Source organism: Meridianimarinicoccus sp. MJW13 (assembly GCF_014901205.1).
Classification (GTDB): domain Bacteria; phylum Pseudomonadota; class Alphaproteobacteria; order Rhodobacterales; family Rhodobacteraceae; genus Meridianimarinicoccus.
Map to the genome: position 1 here is coordinate 90,061 of NZ_JACNMU010000006.1, position 22,194 is coordinate 112,254.

General features: G+C 63.9%; 22 protein-coding genes and 2 tRNA genes. 17 read left to right on the forward strand and 7 right to left on the reverse strand.

Features of this window, described 5'->3' with window-relative positions; all coding sequences use genetic code 11:
• Window positions 1-62 precede the first annotated feature (62 nt).
• The 4 genes from H8B03_RS12025 to H8B03_RS12040 are packed head-to-tail and all read left to right on the forward strand — an operon-like array spanning window position 63 to window position 4,506.
• A complete protein-coding gene (locus H8B03_RS12025) occupies window positions 63-2,099 on the forward strand; it encodes a tripartite tricarboxylate transporter permease (protein ID WP_193142114.1) in 2,037 nt (678 codons plus the stop codon).
• 3 nt (window positions 2,100-2,102) lie between these two features.
• Window positions 2,103-3,203 carry a 4-oxalomesaconate tautomerase gene (locus H8B03_RS12030; RefSeq protein WP_193142116.1) on the forward strand — a complete coding sequence of 367 codons (1,101 nt, stop codon included), beginning with the start codon at window positions 2,103-2,105 and terminating at the stop codon, window positions 3,201-3,203.
• Complete coding sequence (locus tag H8B03_RS12035; RefSeq protein ID WP_193142118.1) at window positions 3,200-3,508, forward strand: hypothetical protein; 309 nt, start codon at window positions 3,200-3,202, stop codon at window positions 3,506-3,508. The genes H8B03_RS12030 and H8B03_RS12035 overlap by 4 nt, the downstream gene beginning before the upstream one ends.
• A 14-nt stretch (window positions 3,509-3,522) precedes the next feature.
• On the forward strand, window positions 3,523-4,506 hold the full coding sequence (locus H8B03_RS12040; RefSeq protein WP_193142119.1) for a D-2-hydroxyacid dehydrogenase family protein: 984 nt from the start codon (window positions 3,523-3,525) through the stop codon (window positions 4,504-4,506).
• Here H8B03_RS12040 and H8B03_RS12045 read toward each other — a convergent pair.
• Window positions 4,494-5,414 (reverse strand): LysR family transcriptional regulator, encoded by a 921-nt coding sequence (locus tag H8B03_RS12045; protein WP_193142121.1) that lies wholly within the window; start codon window positions 5,412-5,414, stop codon window positions 4,494-4,496. The two genes, H8B03_RS12040 and H8B03_RS12045, sit on opposite strands and share 13 nt — an antisense overlap.
• A gap of 79 nt (window positions 5,415-5,493) precedes the next feature.
• Here H8B03_RS12045 and tcuA point away from each other — a divergent pair, with 79 nt between their 5' ends.
• The 3 genes from tcuA to H8B03_RS12060 all read left to right on the forward strand — a co-directional run bounded on the left by tcuA (window position 5,494) and on the right by H8B03_RS12060 (window position 9,080).
• Entirely contained in the window at window positions 5,494-6,879 is a 1,386-nt protein-coding gene (gene tcuA / locus H8B03_RS12050; protein WP_193142123.1) for an FAD-dependent tricarballylate dehydrogenase TcuA, read from the forward strand.
• A complete protein-coding gene (tcuB, locus tag H8B03_RS12055; RefSeq protein WP_193142130.1) occupies window positions 6,869-7,981 on the forward strand; it encodes a tricarballylate utilization 4Fe-4S protein TcuB in 1,113 nt (370 codons plus the stop codon). The genes tcuA and tcuB overlap by 11 nt, the downstream gene beginning before the upstream one ends.
• Window positions 7,982-8,072: 91 nt before the next feature.
• Window positions 8,073-9,080, forward strand: a complete 1,008-nt coding sequence (locus H8B03_RS12060; RefSeq protein WP_319022477.1) for an AbrB family transcriptional regulator — start codon at window positions 8,073-8,075, stop codon at window positions 9,078-9,080.
• A gap of 255 nt (window positions 9,081-9,335) precedes the next feature.
• Here H8B03_RS12060 and H8B03_RS12065 read toward each other — a convergent pair.
• The 5 genes from H8B03_RS12065 to pdxH form a co-directional block, all read right to left on the reverse strand.
• Window positions 9,336-9,419, reverse strand: a tRNA-Leu gene (locus H8B03_RS12065).
• 84 nt (window positions 9,420-9,503) lie between these two features.
• Window positions 9,504-9,580 (reverse strand) — tRNA-Pro (locus H8B03_RS12070).
• 46 nt (window positions 9,581-9,626) lie between these two features.
• Window positions 9,627-10,097: a DUF192 domain-containing protein gene (locus H8B03_RS12075; protein WP_193142132.1), complete on the reverse strand. Its 471-nt coding sequence runs from the start codon at window positions 10,095-10,097 to the stop codon at window positions 9,627-9,629.
• Between the two features lie 5 nt (window positions 10,098-10,102).
• On the reverse strand, window positions 10,103-10,651 hold the full coding sequence (locus H8B03_RS12080) for a cold-shock protein (RefSeq protein ID WP_193142133.1): 549 nt from the start codon (window positions 10,649-10,651) through the stop codon (window positions 10,103-10,105).
• Between the two features lie 99 nt (window positions 10,652-10,750).
• A complete protein-coding gene (gene pdxH / locus H8B03_RS12085) occupies window positions 10,751-11,356 on the reverse strand; it encodes a pyridoxamine 5'-phosphate oxidase (protein ID WP_193142134.1) in 606 nt (201 codons plus the stop codon).
• A 158-nt stretch (window positions 11,357-11,514) separates the two neighbouring features.
• Between pdxH and fabI the strand changes: the two genes are divergently transcribed.
• The 5 genes from fabI to trpE all read left to right on the forward strand — a co-directional run bounded on the left by fabI (window position 11,515) and on the right by trpE (window position 16,913).
• Window positions 11,515-12,321, forward strand: coding sequence for an enoyl-ACP reductase FabI (gene fabI / locus H8B03_RS12090; protein WP_193142135.1), 807 nt, complete (start codon window positions 11,515-11,517; stop codon window positions 12,319-12,321).
• Complete coding sequence (locus tag H8B03_RS12095; protein ID WP_193142136.1) at window positions 12,318-12,932, forward strand: LysE family translocator; 615 nt, start codon at window positions 12,318-12,320, stop codon at window positions 12,930-12,932. The genes fabI and H8B03_RS12095 overlap by 4 nt, the downstream gene beginning before the upstream one ends.
• A gap of 25 nt (window positions 12,933-12,957) precedes the next feature.
• Window positions 12,958-13,461, forward strand: coding sequence for a xanthine phosphoribosyltransferase (gpt, locus tag H8B03_RS12100; RefSeq protein WP_193142137.1), 504 nt, complete (start codon window positions 12,958-12,960; stop codon window positions 13,459-13,461).
• Between the two features lie 102 nt (window positions 13,462-13,563).
• Window positions 13,564-15,408 carry a peptidylprolyl isomerase gene (locus H8B03_RS12105; protein ID WP_193142138.1) on the forward strand — a complete coding sequence of 615 codons (1,845 nt, stop codon included), beginning with the start codon at window positions 13,564-13,566 and terminating at the stop codon, window positions 15,406-15,408.
• Window positions 15,405-16,913 (forward strand): anthranilate synthase component I, encoded by a 1,509-nt coding sequence (gene trpE, locus H8B03_RS12110; RefSeq protein WP_193142139.1) that lies wholly within the window; start codon window positions 15,405-15,407, stop codon window positions 16,911-16,913. The genes H8B03_RS12105 and trpE overlap by 4 nt, the downstream gene beginning before the upstream one ends.
• Before the next feature lies 1 nt (window position 16,914).
• Here trpE and H8B03_RS12115 read toward each other — a convergent pair whose 3' ends face one another.
• Window positions 16,915-17,967: a hypothetical protein gene (locus tag H8B03_RS12115; RefSeq protein ID WP_193142140.1), complete on the reverse strand. Its 1,053-nt coding sequence runs from the start codon at window positions 17,965-17,967 to the stop codon at window positions 16,915-16,917.
• 110 nt (window positions 17,968-18,077) lie between these two features.
• Here H8B03_RS12115 and H8B03_RS12120 point away from each other — a divergent pair, with 110 nt between their 5' ends.
• Genes H8B03_RS12120 through glp form a run of 5 tightly spaced genes read left to right on the forward strand, consistent with a single transcriptional unit; the run spans window position 18,078 to window position 22,132 of the window.
• Window positions 18,078-18,659 carry an aminodeoxychorismate/anthranilate synthase component II gene (locus H8B03_RS12120; RefSeq protein WP_193142141.1) on the forward strand — a complete coding sequence of 194 codons (582 nt, stop codon included), beginning with the start codon at window positions 18,078-18,080 and terminating at the stop codon, window positions 18,657-18,659.
• A complete protein-coding gene (trpD, locus tag H8B03_RS12125) occupies window positions 18,656-19,678 on the forward strand; it encodes an anthranilate phosphoribosyltransferase (protein WP_193142142.1) in 1,023 nt (340 codons plus the stop codon). The genes H8B03_RS12120 and trpD overlap by 4 nt, the downstream gene beginning before the upstream one ends.
• Entirely contained in the window at window positions 19,675-20,478 is an 804-nt protein-coding gene (gene trpC, locus H8B03_RS12130; RefSeq protein WP_193142143.1) for an indole-3-glycerol phosphate synthase TrpC, read from the forward strand. Before trpD ends, trpC begins: the two co-directional genes overlap by 4 nt.
• A complete protein-coding gene (gene moaC / locus H8B03_RS12135; protein WP_193142144.1) occupies window positions 20,475-20,951 on the forward strand; it encodes a cyclic pyranopterin monophosphate synthase MoaC in 477 nt (158 codons plus the stop codon). The genes trpC and moaC overlap by 4 nt, the downstream gene beginning before the upstream one ends.
• 2 nt (window positions 20,952-20,953) lie before the next feature.
• Window positions 20,954-22,132, forward strand: a complete 1,179-nt coding sequence (gene glp, locus H8B03_RS12140; RefSeq protein WP_193142145.1) for a gephyrin-like molybdotransferase Glp — start codon at window positions 20,954-20,956, stop codon at window positions 22,130-22,132.
• Window positions 22,133-22,194 lie beyond the last annotated feature (62 nt).

Below are 22,194 nucleotides of genomic sequence, written 5' to 3' on the forward strand. Positions count from 1 at the left end.
GCCGGACCTGTCCGACCGGCGTTGGCTTCCCCATTTCCATTCCACATACAGAAAGCGGCTCCATGGAGATTTTCGCGAACGCCCTTCCTGCGCTCGGTGAAGCGTGGGGGCTCATCCTGCAACCCATGGTCCTGGGCTATCTTGTGCTTGGTGTCGTCATGGGCCTTGCGGTCGGCGTATTCCCCGGACTTGGTGGCATTGCCGGGCTCTCGCTGCTGCTGCCTTTCATGTTCGGCATGGACCCCATCCTGGGGCTGGCGCTGATGATCGGAATGGTGGCCGTTGTTCCCACCTCCGACACGTTTGCCTCGGTGCTCATGGGAATCCCGGGCTCTTCAGCCTCACAAGCCACGGTGCTTGACGGATTCCCGATGGCCAAGAACGGCCAGGCCGCCCGCGCGCTGTCGGCCGCTTTCGCATCCTCGCTGTTCGGTGGCCTCGTCGGGGCGGCGTTCCTGACGGTCTTCATTCTGGTTGCGCGGCCCATCGTGCTTGAGTTCGGTCTGCCGGAAATGCTGATGGTCACCATCCTTGGCCTGTCCATGGTCGCGGTGCTTGCAGGGCGTTTCGCGCTCAAGGGGCTTGCGGCCGCAGGGCTTGGCCTGATGATCGGCACAATCGGCGAGGCTGACGCCGGAGGCAGCCTGCGCATGGCAAGCTACGACATTCCGTATCTGACGGACGGCCTGAAGCTTGTGATCGTCGGCCTGGGCATCTTTGCCATCCCCGAAATCGTTTCCTTGCTGCGTCAGGACCGTTCCATCGCCAAGGGTGCGGAACTGGGCGGGGGCTGGCTGGACGGTGTGCGCGACTGGTTCGCCAACATCTGGCTCTCGGTCCGCTGTTCCATCATCGGTGTCGTTGTCGGCATCATCCCCGGTCTCGGAGGGTCCGTGGTCGACTGGATCGCCTATGGCCACTCCGTCCAGACCACGAAAGACAAATCCAATTTCGGCAAGGGCGAAGTGCGCGGCGTGATCGGGCCGGAAAGCTCGAACAACGCCAAGGAAGGCGGCGGTCTTGTTCCGACGCTGCTTTTCGGCATTCCCGGATCCGGGTCCATGGCGATCTTCATTGGCGTCGTCGCGCTGCTCGGATCGGGCGAGATCGAGGTTGGTCCGGCGATGCTCAAGGACAACCTTGACATCACCTATTCCATCGTTTGGCTGCTGGCTCTGGCAAATGTGGTGGGGACGATCCTCTGCATCGCGCTTTCGGGTGGGATCGCCCGGATGACGACAATCCGCTTCACCTACCTCGCGCCGTTCCTGTTCATGCTGATCAGCTTCGCGGCATTCCAGTCCGGTCAGAATTTCGAGGATTTGCTCGCCCTGTTCGTCATTGGTCTGATCGGGATTTTCCTGCGCCGGTTCGACTGGTCGCGTCCGGCCTTCCTGATCGGCTTCGTGCTGTCGAACCCGGTGGAACAGTTTACCAACCAGGCGTTCCAGATCGCATCCTTCCGGTTCCGTAAAAGCTTTGAAGAGGGCATCGACTATATCTTCAGCCCGATCGTGATCATCCTGATCATCATCACCGTGGTGTCGGTCGTTCTGGGCCTGCGTCAGGCGAAAAACATCATGGCGGAAGGCGATGTTCAGTCTGGAACCAAGCGGGCTCCGATGGTCTTCCTTCTGATCATTGCAGGCTACCTGCTGGTGGCGTTGATCAACGCCAACATGATCCCGGACTACAACATGACCGACAAGATCATCCCGATGGTCATCGGATCCTTCGCGCTGGGTTGCTGCCTGATCCTGCTGGTCCAGATGATCCGCCGCCCGGAAAGAGACGCCATCTTTGCGGATAAGGAAGTGGCCGGAGAAGATGCGGACGCACCCTATGGCCTTTGGTCCACGCTGGCCTGGTTTGGTTCGCTGATCGTCGGCACCTTCTTCGTTGGCTTCATCATCGCGCTGCTTGGGTTCCTGATCACCTTTTTGCGGGTCCGCGCGGGTGCCGGTTGGGGCAAGACCCTGATCCTGACCGCCTGTGGCATTGCCTTCATGTGCCTGATGGCCGGCGTCCTGAACCGCGATTTCCCGCCGGGGCTGTTGCAGCACTATGTCCCGCTTCCCTGGCCGCTGGGAGGGGAGTGACCCATGACCCAGACAGGTATACCCTATATCTTCATGCGTGGTGGCACGTCCCGTGGACCCTACTTCCGCCGCGAGGATCTTCCCGAAGATCGCGAGATGCTCGCAAAGGTGCTGATTGCTGCGGTCGGTTCGGGTCATGCGCTCAACATCGACGGAATCGGGGGCGGTGCGGCGGTGACCACCAAGGTCGCCATGCTGTCGCAATCCAAGGATGACTGGGCCGATATCGACTATTTCTTTGCTCAGGTGTCGGTCGAGGATCAGATGGTCGATTTCAAACCCACCTGCGGCAATATCCTCTCGGGGGTAGGTCCGGCCGCCATCGAGATGGGACTTGTCGATCCGGCCGAGGACGTGACCGAGATCCGCATTCGCGCAACCAACACGGGCGCGCGCGTGGTGGCAAGGGTGCGCACGCCGGGTGGGCGCCTCTCCTATGAAGGCGATACCGAGATTGCGGGCGTGCCCGGTGTCTCCTCCCCTGTGCAACTGACCTTCATGGGCGTCGTCGGCTCGGCGACCGGGGCCTTTCTGCCGACCGGAAACCTGCGCGACGCATTTGACGGTCTCACGGTGACTTGCATGGATGTCGCCATGCCCGTGGTCCTGGCCCGTGCGGCCGATTTCGGGCTGACGGGATACGAGAGCGCCGAGGAGCTTGACGAAAACCGCGCGTTCTTTGACCGGATGGAGGCAATCCGGCGGAAGGCCGGCTCTGCGATGGGCATGGGCGACGTGTCGCAATCCGTCACGCCGAAATTCGCCATTCTGGCCCCGGCCCGTAAAGGCGGCACCATTGCAGCCCGGTATTTCATGCCCTGGAAGACCCACCCGACCATGGCGGTGACCGGGGCGCAATGTATCGCCTCAAGCGCGCTGACGCCCGGTACCGTGGCTGACGGGATGCTGGACCGCCCCACCGACGGCCCTGCAGATGTGGTCATCGAACATCCTTCCGGCACGATCGAGGTACTGGTCGATTTTTCAAGCGACGGCGGGTTCACCCTGAACGCGGCCGGTCTTGTCCGGACCGCCCGCAAGCTGGCCGACGGCCAGGTCTATGTTCCCCGCGCGGTCTGGGCGGGACCGGAGGTTGACGCATGAACACCCGGAATATCCTCTTTGCCTTCAATGGCTTGTCCAGTGCCGAGACCGCGTTGCGCTATTCCGCTCACACTACCAGGGCCAAAGGCGCGCATATGACCGCCCTTGTCGCCCATTCCGGCCATGAAACAGACGACAGCCATGCCGCCTGGATGCCGGCAAAAGCGTGCGAGATCATTGCGGCGGCCAAGGCCGAGATCATTGACGACATTCGTGGGAAGTTCGATGTGCTGTCTGGCGACCTCGGGCTGGACGATCGGCTGCACTATACCGATGTCACCGGCGCGCTTTCGTCGCTGCATTGAAGGGCAAGGGATCGATGAAAGTTCATATTCTCGACGATTGGTTCGATACGCTGCGGGCCCTGCCCTGTTTCCGCAAACTGGATGGCCATGATGTCACCGTCTGGACAGATCATGTCGAGGATATCGACACCTTGGCTTCAAGGCTGTCCGGGGCCGAGGCTTTGGTGCTGTTTCGCGAGCGTACCAAGATCACCCGCGCGCTGTTGGAGCGCCTGCCCCATCTGCGGCTGATCAGCCAGCGCAGCGTCTACCCGCACGTGGATGTCCCGGCCTGCACCGACAACAACGTGCTGCTCTGTTCCAACATGCATGCGGGCACACCCTCTTATGCAGCTGCTGAGTTGACCTGGGCCTTGATCCTGGCGGCGATGCGTCAAATCCCGGCACAGGTGGCTTCGGTCAAGGCCGGGACATGGCAGATGGGCGTGGGGAAGACGCTGCGCGGGCGGCGGATCGGGCTCTATGGTTACGGTCGTATCGCGCGGGCGGTGGCAGGATATGCGCGGGCCTTCGGGATGGATGTTGTCTGGTGGTCTTCGGACGCGGGGCGTGCCAGGGCGCGCGCCGATGGCGAGATGATTGCAGACAGCCGCGAGGCCTTTTTTGGGTCCTGCGACGTGGTCTCGGTGCATGTCCGGCTGAAGCCCGAAACACGGGGCATCCTCACGGCTGCGGATTTCGCGGCAATGCGTTCCGATGCGGTCTTCGTCAACACCTCGCGCGCCGGGCTGATCGCACCGGGTGCGCTGAAGGCGGCGCTCGACAAGGGGCACCCGGGCACGGCTGCGATCGATGTGTTCGACAGCGAACCGCTGACCGATCCCAAGGATCCGCTCCTTGCCCATCCCCGCCTGATTGCGACGCCGCATATCGGCTTTGTGACCGAGGACGAATTCGATCTGCAGTTTGCCGACATCTTCGACCAGATCAACGCCTATGCTGAAAAAGCGCCGATCCACATGGTCAACCCCGAGGTCTGGGATGCTCAGCGCGGCTGATCCAGACCCTCGGCAATCCGCACCGCATGTCGGAATGCAACCACGGCCGGCCTGTCGGCCTGCCCGATGCGGGTCAGCAGCCCGACCGGCCGTACGATCCCCGGCGCTGGCAAATGACGAATGACGATGCGATCCACGTATCCTTCGGTCATGGCTGATTGCGGAAGGATGCCGATCCCGCTCCCGGCCGAGACCAGTTCCAGCATCGTGCTGGTGCGCTGGACCTCATAGGTCCAGAAGTGGCCCAACCGTGCCCGTGCCATGGCGTCGTCAATGAGCATCCGGTTGCCGGTACCCCGCGCCGGCACGATCAGCGACTGGTGCGCAAGATCCTTCCAGCCGATCTTTTCGGCCTCCCCCAGGACGTGTCCCGCCGGAAGGGCCAGCACCATCGGTTCGTCGAACAGCGGCTCGAAGGCGGAACCCGGCTCTCCGACCGGAACCGAGCAGATCCCGAAATCCGCGTCCCCCTGCGCAACGGCCTGGGCGACTTCGGTGGCGGCCATGTCGAGAAACCGGATCCGGGCGGCATTCCCCGCGTCCCGAAAACAGCGCAGTGCTTTGGGCAACAACCGCTCAACGACCGTGGGAATGATGGCGACGGTCACGACCGCATTGCGTTGGTATTCCAGCATCACGCTTTCATCGCGCAACGCCAGCGTGGTCTCGCGCGCGTCGTCGAGGATGGCTTGCGCCCGCGCCTTCAGCCGCTTGGCCGCCAGCGTCGGTTTGACCGCCCGGGTTGTCCTTTCGAACAACTCGGACCCGAGCGCTGTCTCAAGCTTCTGGATCCGTCGCGTGATGGCCGACTGGGACAGGCCAAGGTCGCTGCTCGCGGTATGGAAAGAGCCGCTCTCCAGAACCGCGAGAAAAGCCTCCAGATCGCCAAAATCGAAATTGATGTGCATAACGCAATAATCAACCGAAAACCGTCATTGGTCAAATTAAAGCGCGCCTGCTACTCAGATCGCAGCAAGGGAAAAGACCATGACCAGCCAATATGACATCGCGGTGATCGGCGGCGGCAACGCAGCGCTTTGCGCCGCCATGACAGCGGCAGAGGCCGGCGCGCGGGTGCTGATCCTTGAAACCGCGCCCAAGGCCTACCGGGGCGGCAACTCGCGCCACACGCGTAACTTCCGCTGCATGCATTCCGGACCCCTCGGGCCCTTGGTGGAGGACTACAGCGAGGAAGAGTATTTCGCCGATCTGCTCAAGGTGACCGGGGGCAAGACCGATGAACACCTCGCGCGCCTCGCCATCCAAACGTCCCAGGAATGCCTTCCATGGATGGAGGCGCACGGAGTGCGGTTCCAGCCGTCGCTTTCCGGCACGCTGTCCCTGGCGCGCACCAATGCCTTCTTCATGGGCGGCGGAAAAGGCCTTGTGAATGCCTACTACCGCACCGCGGAAGGCCTCGGCGTCGACGTGATCTACGAGGCCCATGTCACCCATCTGGAACTTAAAGGGGACCGGGTCACACGCGTCGAATACACCCATGACGGGCAGGATCACCGGATCGAGCCCAAGGCGGTGATCGTGGCATCTGGCGGGTTCCAGGCTGACACCGATTGGCTCACCCGGGCATGGGGCAAACCGGCCAAGAATTTCCTGATCCGCGGGACGCCCTACAACCGGGGCGTCGTATTGGCAGACCTGCTGGCCCAGGGGGTAAGCCAGGTCGGCGATCCGACCCAGTGCCACGCCGTCGCCATCGACGGCCGGGCGCCGAAATTCGACGGCGGCATCGTCACCCGGCTTGACTGCGTGCCCTTCTCCATCGTCGTCAACAAGCACGCCGAACGGTTCTATGACGAGGGCGAGGATGTCTGGCCGAAGCGCTATGCGATCTGGGGCCGGTTGGTCGCCAATCAGCCCGACCAGGTGGGATATGTGATCATCGACGCGAAGTCGCTGGAACTCTTCATGCCTTCGGTGTTTCCGCCGCTCAAGGCGGACACGCTGGAAGATCTGGCCGTCCAGATGGACCTGCCGCCGGACAAGCTGCGTGCGACGGTCGAGGACTTCAACAGCGCCTGCGGCGATACCTCGTCTTTCCATCCGACGGAACTGGACGGCGTGGCGACGCACGGCATTGCGCCGCCGAAAACCAACTGGGCCCGTCCGATCACCGAGCCACCCTTCTATGGTTATTCGCTGCGGACCGGCGTGACCTTCACCTATCTCGGGCTGAAGGTCGACGAAAATGCCCAGTGCTCTACTGCCAATGGCCCGATCCGAAATCTTTGGGCGGCTGGAGAGACAATGGCCGGTTCGATCCTGGGCCAAGGCTATCTTGCAGGATTCGGCATGACCATCGGAACCGTCTTCGGACGCATCGCAGGACGGGAAGCTTCGAACCATGTCGCTTGATCTTATTCAGGAAGCCCGCCGCCAGGCGGAAATCTGCAACGCGTGTCGCTATTGCGAGGGCTATTGCTCGGTTTTCCCGGCGTTGCATCAGGAGCGTTTCTTTTCCGACGGGAACCTTACCCAGCTCGCCAATCTCTGCCACAATTGCCGCGGCTGCTATTACGCCTGCCAATACACCGCGCCGCACGAATTTGACCTGAACCTCCCCAAGGCCCTGGCCGAGGTCCGTCGGGAAAGCTGGGAAAACCATGCCTGGCCCGCCCCGGTCGCGCGCGTGTTCCAGGCCAACGGCACATTGATTGCCGCCGCTTGCGTTCTTGGCTTTGCGCTGCTGTTCCTGGCGATGCGGGCGATCGGCTCGGCCGGGGGCGACGGCTTCTACGCCGCGCTCTCGCACAATGCGATGGTGGCCATCTTTGCCCCGGCCTTCCTGTTTCCGCTGGTTAGCCTTGTCCTGAGCCTGCGCCGCTACTGGAACACGGTCGGCGGCGAACCTGTCCGCCTGTCGCATGTGACCGCTGCAGTCGGCATGGTCGCAAAGATGAAAGACCTTGCCGCTGGACATGGCGACGGCTGCAATTTCGAGGAAGAGGACCGTTTCTCTCAGTCTCGACGCTATGCCCACCAGTTGGTGATGTACGGATTCCTGCTCTGTTTCGCGGCCACGAGTGCGGGCACTGCCCTGCACTATGTCTTCGACCTGCCTGCACCCTACGGCATCTTTTCACTGCCGAAGCTCCTTGGGATTCCCGGTGGCCTGATGCTGGCCTGGGGCACCGCCTGGATGGCAAGGCTCAAGCTTGCGGCCGACCGCGATGTAGGGGACCCATCCGCATGGGGTGGAGAGATGGGTTTCGTCCTGCTGCTGTTCGTGGTCGCGGTCAGCGGGCTTGCGCTCTACGTCCTGGGCGGTACCGGAATGATGCCACTCCTGCTTGCCCTTCACCTTGGTGCTGTGCTGACCTTCTTCCTGCTGACGCCTTTTACCAAGATGGCCCACGGCTTCTATCGCCTCGCCGCTCTGGTCCGGGATGCACAGCGGGTGCAGGCGCGTGGCGCAACTGCCCCGACGCGGGCCCAGCAGGCCAGCGCGCGGTCATGACGAGGGTGGAACCGGATCGCGGCCGAGTGGTGCGTGCTGCAACGTGCGGCGGTCCAAGTTGAGGGTTGGGGGGGCGCGCCTTCGCCCGCTGGTGGCGACGCTCGCGATTGCGGGCCTGGGCGTCACCGTCTTTTCCCTGGCCGGCCTGCCGCTGCCCTTCCTGCTTGGTCCGATGTTCGCGTGCCTTGGCTTCGCCCTGCTCGGCGCCCGGTTGCAGGGGCCCGGTGTCATCGGCACCATGTTCCGGACAGTGCTGGGGGTCGCCGCCGGATCGGCGATTTCACCCGATGTCGTGTCTCAGGTTCCGGACATGTTGCGGTCGCTTGCGCTGGTTCCGTTCTTCGTCGGAATCATCGCGCTGACCGCCTACCCATTGCTGCATTCCGTCTTCGGCTACGACCGGGTGACGAGCTACTACGGCGCCATGCCCGGCGGCTTTCAGGATATGGTGGTCTACGGTGAAGAGGCCGGGGCCAACATGCGGGTGCTTTCACTTATTCACGCGACGCGGGTTCTGCTGCTGGTGAGTCTTGCGCCGTTCGCGCTCAGCCAGATCTGGGGCGTGGACCTGTCCGCCCTCCCCGGCGTACCGGCCAGTGCCATCCCGGCCCGGGAAATCGCCTTGATGGTCGCTGCGGGACTTGGTGGTTGGCTGATCGCAAAACGCCTCGGCATCTTCGGTGCCTCGATCATCGGCCCGCTTGTTGTTACGGCGTGCCTGTCTCTTCTGGGGCTCATCACGCATCGCCCGCCAGCCGAGATGGTCTGGGCGGCGCAGTTCTTCATCGGGCTTGGTGTGGGCGCGCGCTATGCGGGTGTGTCGCTACTGGAACTGCGCCATACGCTCCTTGCCGCCATCACAAACGGTTTGCTTCTGGCCGCCGTCAGCGGCGTCTTCATCGCTGGCGTCGCAATACTTGGCATCGCCCCGGGACTGGATGCCTTTCTGGCATTCCTGCCGGGCGGCCAGGGCGAAATGGTTGTGCTGTCAATTATCGCCGGTGCCGACCTGACCTATGTCGTCCTCCACCATGTCTTCCGCCTCGTGCTTGTGATCACCTGCGCGCCGGTCGCGATCAAGCTGTTTCGGCAACCATAGAACCCTCTGGCCCGATCCTTCGGCGTCTCTTCCACGATCCACAGCGGCGCCCCGCAAGGGCCTGCATCACCGGCAAAGCGTGGTGCCGCGATGCAGCATCCGACTCGGCGTGCGGACCCCCGAAATTTCGAACAATGCGCGCCAATAGTCGATCAAACCGAAGATTGCGAGCTTTCGAGAAATCCCACGACACAAGGAATGTAGGCGTCTGGAGGCGATAACTTCAAAGGATTTGCCAATAGGGAAAGATACCTTTGGTACCCGAGGCCGGACTCGAACCGGCACGCCTTGCGGCGGGGGATTTTGAATCCCCTGCGTCTACCATTCCGCCACTCGGGCCCGGACCGCGTAAGGGGTGCGGTCTGTGCCTCCCCGGTCTGGCAGGTTCAAGCGCGATGCTCAACCGGCCAGGGCCGTGGAAAATGGTCGGGACGGCAAGATTCGAACTTGCGACCTACGGTACCCAAAACCGTCGCGCTACCAGGCTGCGCTACGCCCCGACACCGGCAGTGCTTATCGCCGGTTGTCAGAAATGAAAAGACCAAATCACGGGCAAGGCCAGGCCGCCGTGGCAGGATCGAAGGCGGGATGGCGCATCTCGGTTCCGGGGGCCAGCCCAAGGACGCCGCTCAGACCGCCGTTGATTTCAAGCACGGCAAAAATGTCGTCGCCGCCGGGAATACCGGTTTCATCCAGCGGGATGGCGTTTTGGTGGATGCGGCGTACCCGGCCATCGTCCCCCACAAAGATCATGTCCAGAGGGATCAGGGTGTTGCGCATCCAGAAAGACACTCGCTGGGGGTGTTCATAGACAAACAGCATCCCGGCCGACCGCGGCAGGGATTCGCGATGCATCAGCCCTGTTGCGCGTTCCTGACGGTCGTCGGCAACCTCGACGGAAAAGCTGGCTTGCCCCCAAGGTCCGCGCAGGTCGACCCGGTCCGGCGCGCAGCCCGGATCGGCCAGAGCCGGGGCCGCAGCAACACTGGCCAGAAGCAGGCCAAGCAGCAGGCGCATCGGCTTCATTCCTCGCCGGGTTGCAGGGCGAATTCCCACGAAGTGACCAGAACCGCCATCAGCCCCCGCCGGCCTTCGACCACGCGCACGCAAACCGCCTCGCCCGGTTGCAGATCGGCCAGACCGGATCGGCGCAGAACCTCGATATGAATGAAAATGTCGCCGGCCTTGCCGAAGGCATTGGCAAAGCCGAATCCCTTGGACTTGTCGAACCATTTCACGCGCGCCGGTTCCAGTGGTCCGGCCTCGGCATCGTCGAATTCCTCGGCATGGAAAGTGCCATGCGCCTCGATCTCGGTGGTCAGCGGCGGATCGATCCGCAGAACCTCCACCGCCTGCCGCCCGCGCGGCGTTTCATGCACGGCGATTTCGACCACGGCCCCGTCGGCAACAGAGCTTTGCCCGAAGTTCCGCAGCACATTTGCATGCAACAGGATGTCGGCCCCACCCGCATCCGCGACGACAAAACCAAACCCCTTGGCCGGGTCAAACCACTTGACCTGGCCAATCAGGATTTCGGTTTCGTCTTCGGAACTCATATCACTAAATGGCATACTGTTCTTTTTCTATCAGATTGGGCCAGGCTATTGTTTTTGGTCTATAAAGCTGCGTCGTCCAATAACCTATCCCGGTACGTGTTCAAGGTGAACAGTCTAGGGGCTTAACCGATTGACCGTCCAACTGCTTCCCTCCTTCTCGCGCCGCCATTGAAAGCGGTTGTGCAATCTGAACTCTCCATCGGCCCAGAACTCGATCTCGACAGGGGTGATCCTGTAGCCGCCCCAATGGGGCGGACGTTCGGGATGTGGGCCAAGCTTTAACCCCAGACGCGCCACGTCGGCCATCAGGCTGGCCCGACTTTTCAGCGGCTGCGACTGTTGCGACGCCCAGGCGCCGATCCGGCTTTGCAGCGCGCGCGAGGCGAAATAGGCATCCGACTGTTCCGGCGACACCTGTTCCACCGGTCCCCGAACGCGGATCTGCCGCTTCAGCGTCTTCCAGTGAATGACAAAGGCCGCCTTGCCCGTCGCCGCAATCTCCTGGCCCTTGGCGCTGTGATAATTGGTGTAGAAGACAAAGCCGTTGTCTTCGATCCCGCGCATCAGCACCACCCGGACGTTGGGCAGGCCCCCGGCATCGACCGTCGCCAAGGCCGCGGCATCGGGATCGGCGACCTCGTGCTTGCGGGCCTCATCCAGCCACTGACGCGAAATCGCGAACGGATCCTCACCGGAAAAAATGCCGGACCTTTCACTCATCGGCTGCCCCCCCCACGGAACATACACGAAACCTTTCGCCGAAACTTCGACGATACTAGCACACTTGCCTAGGCAATACCTTGCCGCTTCACAGCCTTGAAGCCCCGCCTTTGATCGCCTAAACGACCTTAACCTCTATCGTGCGCGGAGAATAAAGAATGTCAACTAAACTCATGCAAGGAAAGCGTGGCCTGATCATGGGTCTGGCCAATGACAAATCGATTGCATGGGGTATCGCCAAGACCTGTGCCGAGCACGGGGCGGAGCTGGCGTTCTCCTATCAGGGCGGTCCGCTGAAGAAACGGGTCGAGCCGCTGGCGGCTGAGCTTGGCTCGGATCTGGTGCTGGAATGCGACGTGGCCGACCCGGCCTCGCTGGATGCGCTGTTCGCGACGCTGGAAGAGAAATGGGGCAAGCTGGACTTCGTGGTCCACGCCATCGGCTTTTCGGACAAGAGCGAGCTTCGGGGCCGCTATGTCGACACCAGCCCGCAGAACTTCCAGACCACGATGGATATCTCGGTCTACTCCTTCACCGCCGTGTGCCAGCGGGCTGAAAAGCTGATGACCGACGGCGGATCCTGCCTGACCATGACCTATTACGGCGCCGAAAAGGTCATGCCGCATTACAACGTCATGGGCGTGGCCAAGGCGGCGCTTGAAGCCTCGGTGCGCTACCTGGCCGAGGATCTGGGCAAGGACGGCATTCGCGTCAACGCGATCTCGGCCGGCACCATCAAGACCCTTGCTGCCAGCGGGATCGGCGATTTCCGCTACATCATGAAGTGGAACGAATACAACGCGCCGCTGCGCCGGACCGTGACCCAGGAGGAGGTCGGGAAATCGGCGCTGTACCTGCTGTCCGACCTGGGCTCGGCCACCACTGGCGAGGTGCTTCATGTAGACGCGGGCTATCACGTGGTCGGCATGAAGGCCGTTGACGCGCCGGATATCACCAAGGGATGACGCTGGTCGCCTTCCTGACCGTTGCCACGCTGCATTTGCTGGCGGCCATCAGTCCGGGGCCGGCCTTCGTGATGTGCCTGCGGGTCTCGGTCGCCGAAGGGTTCCGCCCGGCGGTGGCCCTGTCGCTGGGCATGGGTCTGGGCGCGACCCTCTGGGCCTTCGCGGCACTGGCCGGACTGGCGGTGCTGTTCGAGGTACTGCCCATGGCCCTGACCGTCCTGCGCTTTGCCGGGGCGGCCTTCCTGATCTGGCTGGCGGTGATGATGTGGACCCACGCCCGCACGCCCCTGCCGCAGGCCACGCGCGACGTTCCGGTGCGCGGAAGTGCCTCGGCCTTCCGGCTGGGGATCATGACGCAACTGGCCAATCCCAAGCCCGCCGTCTTCTTCGGCGCGGTTTTTGTCGGGCTGGTGCCGGGGGATACCGCGCTGAGGGTCAAGGCCCTGCTGTTGGCGGTGGTCTTCCTGAACGAGGCGCTGTGGTACATCGCGGTGTCACGCCTGATGTCTGGGCGCCCGGCCCAGACGATTTATCGCAAGGCCAAGGCCCATCTGGACCGCCTGTTCGGCGGGCTGATGGCGGCGCTGGCCGTGAAACTCGCAGCCGGGTAGGAACCCCGGACAAGGGAGGTCGAAGATGACGGATCGTCTGCCACATGAGAAAGGGTTCCACATCAGCTGGGACCAGATCCACCGCGACAGCCGGGCTTTGGCCTGGCGGCTGGACAAGCGCGGCCCGGGCCCGGACGGCGGCTGGAAGGCCATCGTGGCGATCACCCGCGGCGGCATGGCCCCGGCGATGATCATCGCGCGGGAACTGGATATCCGCACCGTGGATACGATTTCGATCAAGAGCTACGACAACCAGACCCAAAGCGACACGCAGGTGCTGAACACCCCCGATGCCGATCTGATGGGCGACGGCACCGGTATTCTGGTCATCGATGACCTGGTGGACAGCGGCAAGACGCTGGAGGTCGTGCGCGCCATGTACCCCAATGCGCATTTCGCTACCGTCTATGCCAAACCCAAGGGCGAGCCGATGGTGGACACCTTCATCACCGGGGTCAGCCAGGACACCTGGATCTTCTTTCCGTGGGACATGGCCCTGCAATATGTCGAGCCGTATCGCGGCACCTGACGCCGCCCCCACCCGCGCGGGATTGCACGGCGCCGCGACTTGGTTGCTGGTCCCCCAGAAAGGGCCTACACCCGGCTGAACACTAGAGACAGGGCAGATCTCATGGCTAAAAAAGGCAAGGCCTCGCAACTCGTGGTCTGGGTGCTGATGGCGATGCTAATCGTCGGGCTTGCAGGCTTCGGCGTGGGCAATTTCGGCGGCACCATCACCAATGTGGCGACGGTTGGCGAAACCGAGGTGGACATCGATACCTACGGCCGTGCATTGCAGCGCGACATGCAGGCGTTGGAGGCCGCCACGGGACAGACCGCCTCGATGGCCGACCTTCAGGCACAGGGCCGCGACGTGGCTGTGCTGCAAGGGCTTCTTGGCACCGCCGCGCTGGATGAGGCCACCCGGTTGGCCGGCCTGTCCGTGGGTGACGCGCGCGTCGGCGCCCAGATCCAGGACATCGCGGCGTTTCAGGGTCTCGACGGCAAGTTTGACCGCGAAGCCTATGAATTTGCTCTGGATCGCAACCAGATGTCGGTGGAGCAGTTCGAGGATTCGGTGCGCCAGGACCTGTCCCGCAACTTGTTTCAGGCGGCACTGGTCTCGGGTCTTGCGCCGCAGCCTGCCTATGCCGACGCGATCTATCGCTTTATTGCCGAACGCCGGACACTCAGCCTGATCCGCCTGACAGAGGACGATCTGGACGCCCCGGTGCCTGCCCCCGATGCAGCCGCGATCCAGGCGCATTACGAGGCCAACATCGACGCCTACACCCTGCCCGAGCGCAAGGCGATCACCTATGCTTGGCTGACCCCCGAGATGCTGGCCGAAACCATCGAGATCGACGAGGCCGAGCTGCGGGCCGCCTATGACGCCCGCGCCGAGGAGTTCAACATCCCCGAGCGTCGTCTGGTGGAACGTCTGGCCTTCTCCGACGACGCCGCCGCACAGAAAGCCATGGCCGCGATCGATGCCGGCACCGCCGATTTCGACAGTTTTCTGGCCGAGCGCGATCTGACCGTGGATGACGTGGATCTGGGCGCCGTCTCCCGTGACGATCTGGGTGCGGCTGCCGAAGGGGTGTTCGCCCTCTCGGAAGCCGGTGTCGTCGGCCCCCTGCCCACCAACCTTGGTCCGGCGCTGTTCCGCGTCTCGGCCATCCTGTCGCCGCAGAACACGACCTTCGACGAAGCCCGCGACATGCTTGCAACCGAATTGCAGGTCGAAGCCGCGCTCAGCCAGTTGGACAACGAACTGGAGCCGCTGGAAGATCTGCTGGCGGGTGGTGCCACGCTGGAAGAACTGGCGTCGGAAACCGCGATGGACCTGGGCACAGTGGAATGGTTCGGACCCGCATCGGAGGGGATCGCCGCCTATGCGACCTTCAACGAGTTGGCCGCGCAGGCGACCCCCGACGACTTCCCCGAAGTGCGGCAGTTGGACGACGGCGCGCTGTTCGCGATCCGCGTCGACGAGATCATACCGCCGACGGTACAGCCACTGGACGAGGTGATCGACGCGGCCACATTGGCGGCCCGCGATGCCGCCGTGCGCGATGCCCTGCGCGCCCGTGAAACCGAGTTGGAAGAGGCCTTGGCCTCGGGCCTGTCTGCCACCGATCTGGGGCTGGAGCCGGTGGTGGTGGACAACATCACCCGCACCTCGGTCCCCGAAGGGGTTCCGCTGGAAGCCTCAGAACGCATCTTCACGCTGGAAGAAGGCGAGATCGAGGTGATCGAGGATGGTGCCGCACTGGTCCTGATCCGCATCGACGAGATCCTGCCGCCCTCGGCGGATGATCCCAATGCCGCCATGCTGCGCCAGGCCCTGGGCCAGCAAGCCAGCGAACAGATGGCACAGGACGTTCTGAACGAGATCGCGCGGGCCATGGAAACCCGTGTCGGGATCACCATCAACCAGGCCGCCCTGAACGCGGTGCATGCGCAACTGCCATGAGCCTGACCCCGTCTTTCGAGGCTTTCGCCGAAGGCCATGCTGCCGGGCACAACCAGCTGGTCTATACCCGGCTGGCCGCCGATCTGGATACGCCGGTGTCGCTGATGCTGAAGCTGGGCGACGCGGGCACAGACACCTTCATGCTGGAATCCGTCACCGGCGGCGAGGTTCGGGGACGCTATTCGATCATCGGTCTGAAGCCCGACCTGATCTGGGAATGCCGCGGCACCCAAGCCCGGCTGAACCGCGCCGCCCGCTATGACCGCGACGGCTTCGTGCCCGAGACGGCCGCGCCGCTTGAGTCCCTGCGCGCGCTGATTGCCGAAAGCCGGATCGAGATGCCCGACGATCTTCCGGCCTCGGCCGCCGGGCTGTTCGGCTATCTGGGCTATGACATGATCCGGCTGGTAGAACACCTGCCGGGCGTCAATCCCGACCCTTTGGGCTTGCCCGACGCGATGCTGATGCGGCCCTCGGTCGTTGTGGTGCTGGATGGCGTGAAGGGCGAGGTCACGGTGGTCTCGCCGGTCTGGACCCGTGACGGGCTGTCGGCCCGCGCCGCCTATGCCCAGGCCGCCGAACGCGTCATGGACGCGGTGCGCGACCTGTCCCGCCCGGTCGCTGGCGAAAGCCGCAACCTGGGGGCATCCGTCCCCAGCGCCGAGCCGGTGTCGAATTTCACCAAGGACGGCTATCTGGCCGCGGTCGAGAAGGCCAAGGATTACATCCGCGCGGGCGATATCTTCCAGGTGGTCCCGGCTCAGCGCTGGACCCAGAAATTCGACCTGCCGCCCTTCGCGCTGTATCGGTCCTTGCGGCGCACCAACCCGTCGCCGTTCATGTTCTTCTTCAACTTCGGCGGCTTCCAGGTGATCGGCGCCAGCCCCGAGATCCTGGTGCGGGTCTTCGGGCGCGAGGTCACCATCCGCCCCATCGCCGGCACCCGCCCGCGCGGCGCCACGCCCGCCGAGGACAAGGCACTGGAGCGCGATCTTCTGTCGGATCCCAAGGAGTTGGCCGAGCACCTGATGCTGCTGGACCTGGGCCGCAACGACACCGGACGGGTCTCGAAGATCGGCACCGTGCGGCCGACCGAGGAATTCATCATCGAACGCTACAGCCACGTCATGCACATCGTGTCGAACGTGGTTGGAGAGTTGAGCGAAGATCATGACGCCCTGTCGGCGCTGCTGGCCGGGCTGCCGGCGGGCACCGTGTCGGGCGCGCCCAAGGTCCGCGCGATGGAGATCATCGACGAGCTGGAACCGGAAAAGCGCGGCATCTATGGCGGCGGCGTCGGTTACTTCGCGGCCAATGGCGATATGGACATGTGCATCGCCCTGCGCACCGCCGTTCTGAAGGATCAGAACCTGTACATCCAGGCCGGTGGCGGCGTGGTCTACGACAGCGATCCCGAGGCCGAATGGCAGGAAACCGTCAACAAGTCCAAGGCCATCCGCATGGCGGCCGAGGATGCCGCGCGGTTCGACGGCTCCAACAGCTAGACTAACGCGTCAGCCAGGACAGGGGCACCGGGGTCATCCCGGCGCCCTCTTCCGCCAGCCAGTCGCCAACGGCTTGCAAGACGGCGGGATCCTCGCCCAGCAGCACCGCCACCCGGCCATCACGTTGGGCGCGCAGGCGCAGGGCTTGCAGGGTCTCGGGCGTCACCGCGTCTGCGTCGGTGAACCGGCGATAAAGCGGCACCAGCGTGGACGGATAATTCGGAACCGAGGCTTGCGTGGTGCCATCAAGGCGGACCTGTTCCAGCCCCGCGGGGGGTCCGATTGCATCGCTTTGCGCGACGCTCATCACCCAGTCCGGCAAATCCGACGCGGTACCTTGCACAATGAACGCCACCAGCGGACCATCGGGCCGCCGCCAGATCGGGGCCGGCGCAGGAAGGTCCACAATCGGTGGGGTTGCCAGGGACACACGGCGCATTTGCGACAGGCCCGATGTGGGAACCTCCGCGACCGAAGAGGCGACCATCACCGCCCTGACAGGGTCCGGTGCCTGCGCGATCACCGCAAGCTGAGACAGCCCGCGCGCAGGCAGCCCCTTTTGGGGTGTGACGACGTCAAGTGATGGGGATGCATGGGGCCTGGGTTCCAGAACCGGGCCGGCGGGCTGTATCAGGTCGGGCCGGGACGGTTCGGCAACATCCAGGGTGACCGGTGCCGGGTCCGCAGGGGGAAATGCGGCGGGCAGCGCCTCGGTAATGGCCCCGACGCCATCTTCCAAGACGCGCGGGTCTTGGGGGCGTTCCGGCACCTGATCAGAAAGTGTCACGGCCTGGACGACCGATCCGACAGGCACCGCAACCTCGGCCAGCGGCCCCCGTTCCACGGCGATCGCAGGCGTGCCAGTCACAGCCACAGACAGCACATCCAGCGGAGGCTCAAGTTCCCCGAAGGCCACGGCAACGGGATCGGACGGTTCAAAGGCCGCGACAGGATCATCGCCGCGCTGCGATTCCAGCACCAGGGCGGCCGTGAACAGGATGATCCCGCCCACGATGACGCCCCAGAAAGCTCCTGTCAGAAATCCGCGTCCCACGCCTGCCCGTGCTCCGATCCTGCTTTGTCCCCACTGGTAGCGCCTTGTTCCCCCCTTGACCACCCGCGCCTTAACTGGGCAGATGTGCCAACCTTTGAAGGACCGGGGACATGCTGCTTCTCATGGATAACTACGACAGTTTCACCTATAACCTCGTTCATTATCTGGGCGAACTGGGTGCCGATGTGACAGTGCATCGCAACGACAAGATCACGGTCGAGGATGCCCTGGCCCTGAACCCGTCGTCCATCGTGCTGTCGCCCGGCCCCTGCGACCCGGCGCAGGCAGGCATCTGTCTGGATCTGACCCGTGCCGCCGCCAAGGCCGGGGTGCCTTTGTTGGGGGTCTGCCTTGGTCATCAGACCATTGGCGAGGCGTTCGGCGGCAAGGTCGTGCGCTGCCACGAGATCGTGCACGGCAAGGCCGGCACCATCCTGCACGCGGGCAAGGGCGTGTTCGCCGGCCTGCCCTCGCCGCTGTCCGGCACCCGCTATCATTCGCTGATCGTCGACCGCGACAGCCTGCCCGAGTGTCTGGAAGTCACCGCATGGCTTGAGGATGGCACCATCATGGGGGTGCGCCACCGCGATCTGCCGGTCGAAGGCGTGCAGTTCCATCCCGAGAGCATCCGCTCCGAGCATGGGCACGCCATGCTGAAAACCTTTCTCGACAGTGCCAAGGTACCCGTATGAGTGACATTCTGAGACCGCTGATCGGCCAAGCGGCCGATCGCCCGCTGACCGCTGACGAGGCTCTGGCCGCCTTCGAGACCCTGTTCGACGGCACCGCCACGCCCAGCCAGATCGGCGGCTTCCTGATGGCGCTGCGCACACGCGGCGAAACCGTGGACGAAATCGCCGCTGCCGCCGCGGTGATGCGCGCCCGCTGCGCCAAGGTGGCCGCACCCGAGGGGGCAATGGACATCGTCGGCACCGGCGGCGATGGCATGGGCACGCTGAATATTTCCACCGCGACGGCTTTCGTCGTGGCGGGTGCCGGTGTGGCGGTGGCCAAGCACGGCAACCGCAACCTCAGTTCAAAGTCCGGCGCGGCGGATGCGTTGGGCCAGTTGGGCATCAACGTGATGATCGACGCGCAAGCCACGGAAAAGGCTCTGGAACAGGTTGGTATCTGCTTCATGATGGCGCCCATGCATCACCCGGCGATCAAGCACGTCATGCCCACCCGGCAGGAACTTGGCACCCGCACGGTATTCAATCTGCTCGGCCCGCTGACCAATCCCGCAGGCGTCAAACGGCAGTTGACCGGCGCCTTTTCCCGCGACTGGATCCGGCCGATGGCGGAAACGCTGGCAGCGCTTGGATCAGAGCGCGCCTGGCTGGTGCACGGCAGCGACGGCACCGACGAGTTGTCGATCTGCGGCGAAAGCTATGTTGCCGCGCTGGAAGACGGCCGCATCGAAGATCGAACGGTGCACCCCGAAGACGCCGGCCTGCCCGTGCATCCGTTCGAGTCGATCCTCGGCGGTTCGCCCGAGGAAAACGGCGTGGCGTTCCGGGCGTTGCTGGACGGCGCGCCGGGGGCCTACCGCGATGCGGTCTGCCTGAATGCCGCCGCGGCCCTGGTCATCGCCGACAAGGCCGCCGACCTGAAAGACGGCGCACGGCTGGCTCAAGAGAGTATCGACAGCGGCAAGGCCCTGAAGAAAATACAGGACTTGGCACGCATCACCACGGAGCTTGCCGCATGACCACCACCATTCTGGACAAGATCAAGGCCTACAAACTGGAACATGTGGCCGCATGCAAGCGCGACCTGTCGATGGCCGAGCAGGAGGCCCGCGCCCGCGCCGCCAACCCCACGCGCGGCTTCGCCAAGGCGCTGACAGAGGCACAGAACAACGGCTATGGCCTGATTGCCGAGATCAAGAAAGCCAGCCCCTCCAAAGGGTTGATCCGCGCCGACTTTGATCCTCCCGCGCTGGCCCGCGCCTATGAGGCCGGCGGCGCAACCTGCCTGTCGGTGCTGACCGACGGCCCGTCCTTTCAAGGCGCCAACGGGTTCCTGACCGCCGCCCGCGATGCGGTCTCCCTGCCCGCGCTGCGCAAGGACTTCATGTATGATCCCTATCAGGTCGCCGAAGCCCGGGGTCTGGGCGCCGATTGTATCCTGATCATCATGGCCAGTGTCACCGACGCCCAGGCCGCAGAACTGGAAAACGCGGCATTCGGCTGGGGCATGGATGTGCTGATCGAAGTCCATGATGCCGAGGAACTGGAGCGCGCGCTGGCGCTGAAATCTCCGCTGATCGGCATCAACAACCGCAATCTCAAGACCTTCGAAACCTCGCTGGGTACCACCCGCGATCTGGCGCCACGCGTGCCGCGTGACCGGTTGGTCATCGGGGAATCGGGTCTGTTCACGCAGGCGGATCTGGCATCCATGGCCGAGGTCGGCGTGCGCACCTTCCTGATCGGCGAAAGTCTGATGCGGCAGGACGATGTCACCGCCGCCACGCGCGCGCTGTTGTCGGACCCGGTGAGCGCATGAGCGGGCTGACCCATTTCGATGCGCAGGGACAGGCGCATATGGTGGATGTTTCTGAAAAGCCGGTCACGTCGCGCACAGCCGTGGCGTCCGGTTGCGTGAAGATGACGCCGGAAACCCTTGCAATAATTACGGAAGGCCGAGCGAAAAAGGGCGATGTTCTGTCGGTGGCGCGGCTGGCTGGGATCATGGGCGCGAAAAAAACCGCCGAGTTGATCCCTCTGTGCCATCCACTGCCCATCACCAAGGTCGCTGTTGAACTGACCCCGGACGACAGCCTGCCCGGCGTGCGGATCGAGGCCACCGTCAAGACCTCGGGCCAGACAGGGGTGGAGATGGAAGCGCTGACGGCGGTCTCTACCGCCGCGCTAACCCTGTATGACATGGTCAAGGCGGTCGAGAAATCCATGGAAATCCGCGATATCCGGCTTGAAATGAAGGACGGCGGCAAGTCCGGACGCTACGAGGCGGGCTGAAAATGATCTCTGTTTCCGAGGCGCTGACCGGCATCTTCGATCTGCTGACCCCCTTGCGGGCGGAAACCGTGCCGCTGCGCGCGGCTTCGGGCCGGGTTCTGGCCGAAGACGCCGTGGCCGGGCGGGACCAGCCGCCCTTCGATGCCGCGGTGATGGATGGCTACGCCGTGGCGGAGGCAGGATCGCTCGTCGGGAAAACGCTGCGCGTGGTGGGCGAAGCCGCCGCCGGGCACGCGCTGGACCGACGGATCGGTCCGGGCGAAGCCGCGCGGATCTTCACCGGGGCCCCCATGCCGCCCGACGCCTGCCGCGTCATCATGCAGGAAGACACGCGTGCCGAAGATGGAACCGTCGCGATTGTTGAAGACGACCCGGAAAACATCTTCGTCCGCCCCTTGGGCAGCGATTTTCGGTCCGGGGATCACCTGAAGGCCGGGCGCCGCCTGACGCCGATGGACGTGGTGCTGCTGGCCGCGATGAACCTGGCCGAGGTGCGCGTGACCCGCCGCCCCACCGTCGCGATCCTGTCGACCGGGGATGAGCTGGTCCTGCCCGGCGAAACGCCGCGCGCCGATCAGATCATCGCGTCGAACGGCTTTGGGCTGGCCGCGCTGGCCGAACAGGCCGGGGCCGAGGCGCGGCTTCTGCCGGTGGTGCGGGATCGGATGGAGGCGCTGGAGGCGGCGTTTGACCTTTGTTCCGGCGCCGACCTGATCGTCACCAGCGGCGGTGCCTCGGTCGGCGATCATGACCTGCTGGGGCGGGACCTGTCGGCCCTTGGGCTGACCCGAAACTTTTACAAGGTCGCCATGCGGCCGGGCAAGCCGCTGATGGCTGGCAAGTTGCGCAGCACGCCGATGATCGGCCTGCCGGGTAATCCCGTGTCCTCAATGGTTTGCGGGATGATTTTCATGCAGCCCGCACTTCATGCGCTGGCCGGACTGCCGCCGCAACCTGCACGGAGGGATCGCTTGCAGCTGGCCGTCGATCTGCCCGAAAACGGCGGTCGCGAACACTACATGCGGTCACGGCTTGGCCCTCAGGGCGTCACGCCCTTCACCAGCCAGGACAGCAGCCTGCAAAAGGTCCTGTCCGAAGCCGACGCGCTGATCGTGCGCCCGCCGCATGATCCGGCCCGCAAAGCCGGGGAATATATCGAGACCGTTCCGCTGCGCCCGTGATTGACACAAAACGTGAACACCTGTAGAACGGATCTCAGAAAGAAACGTTTCCTCAAGGCGTT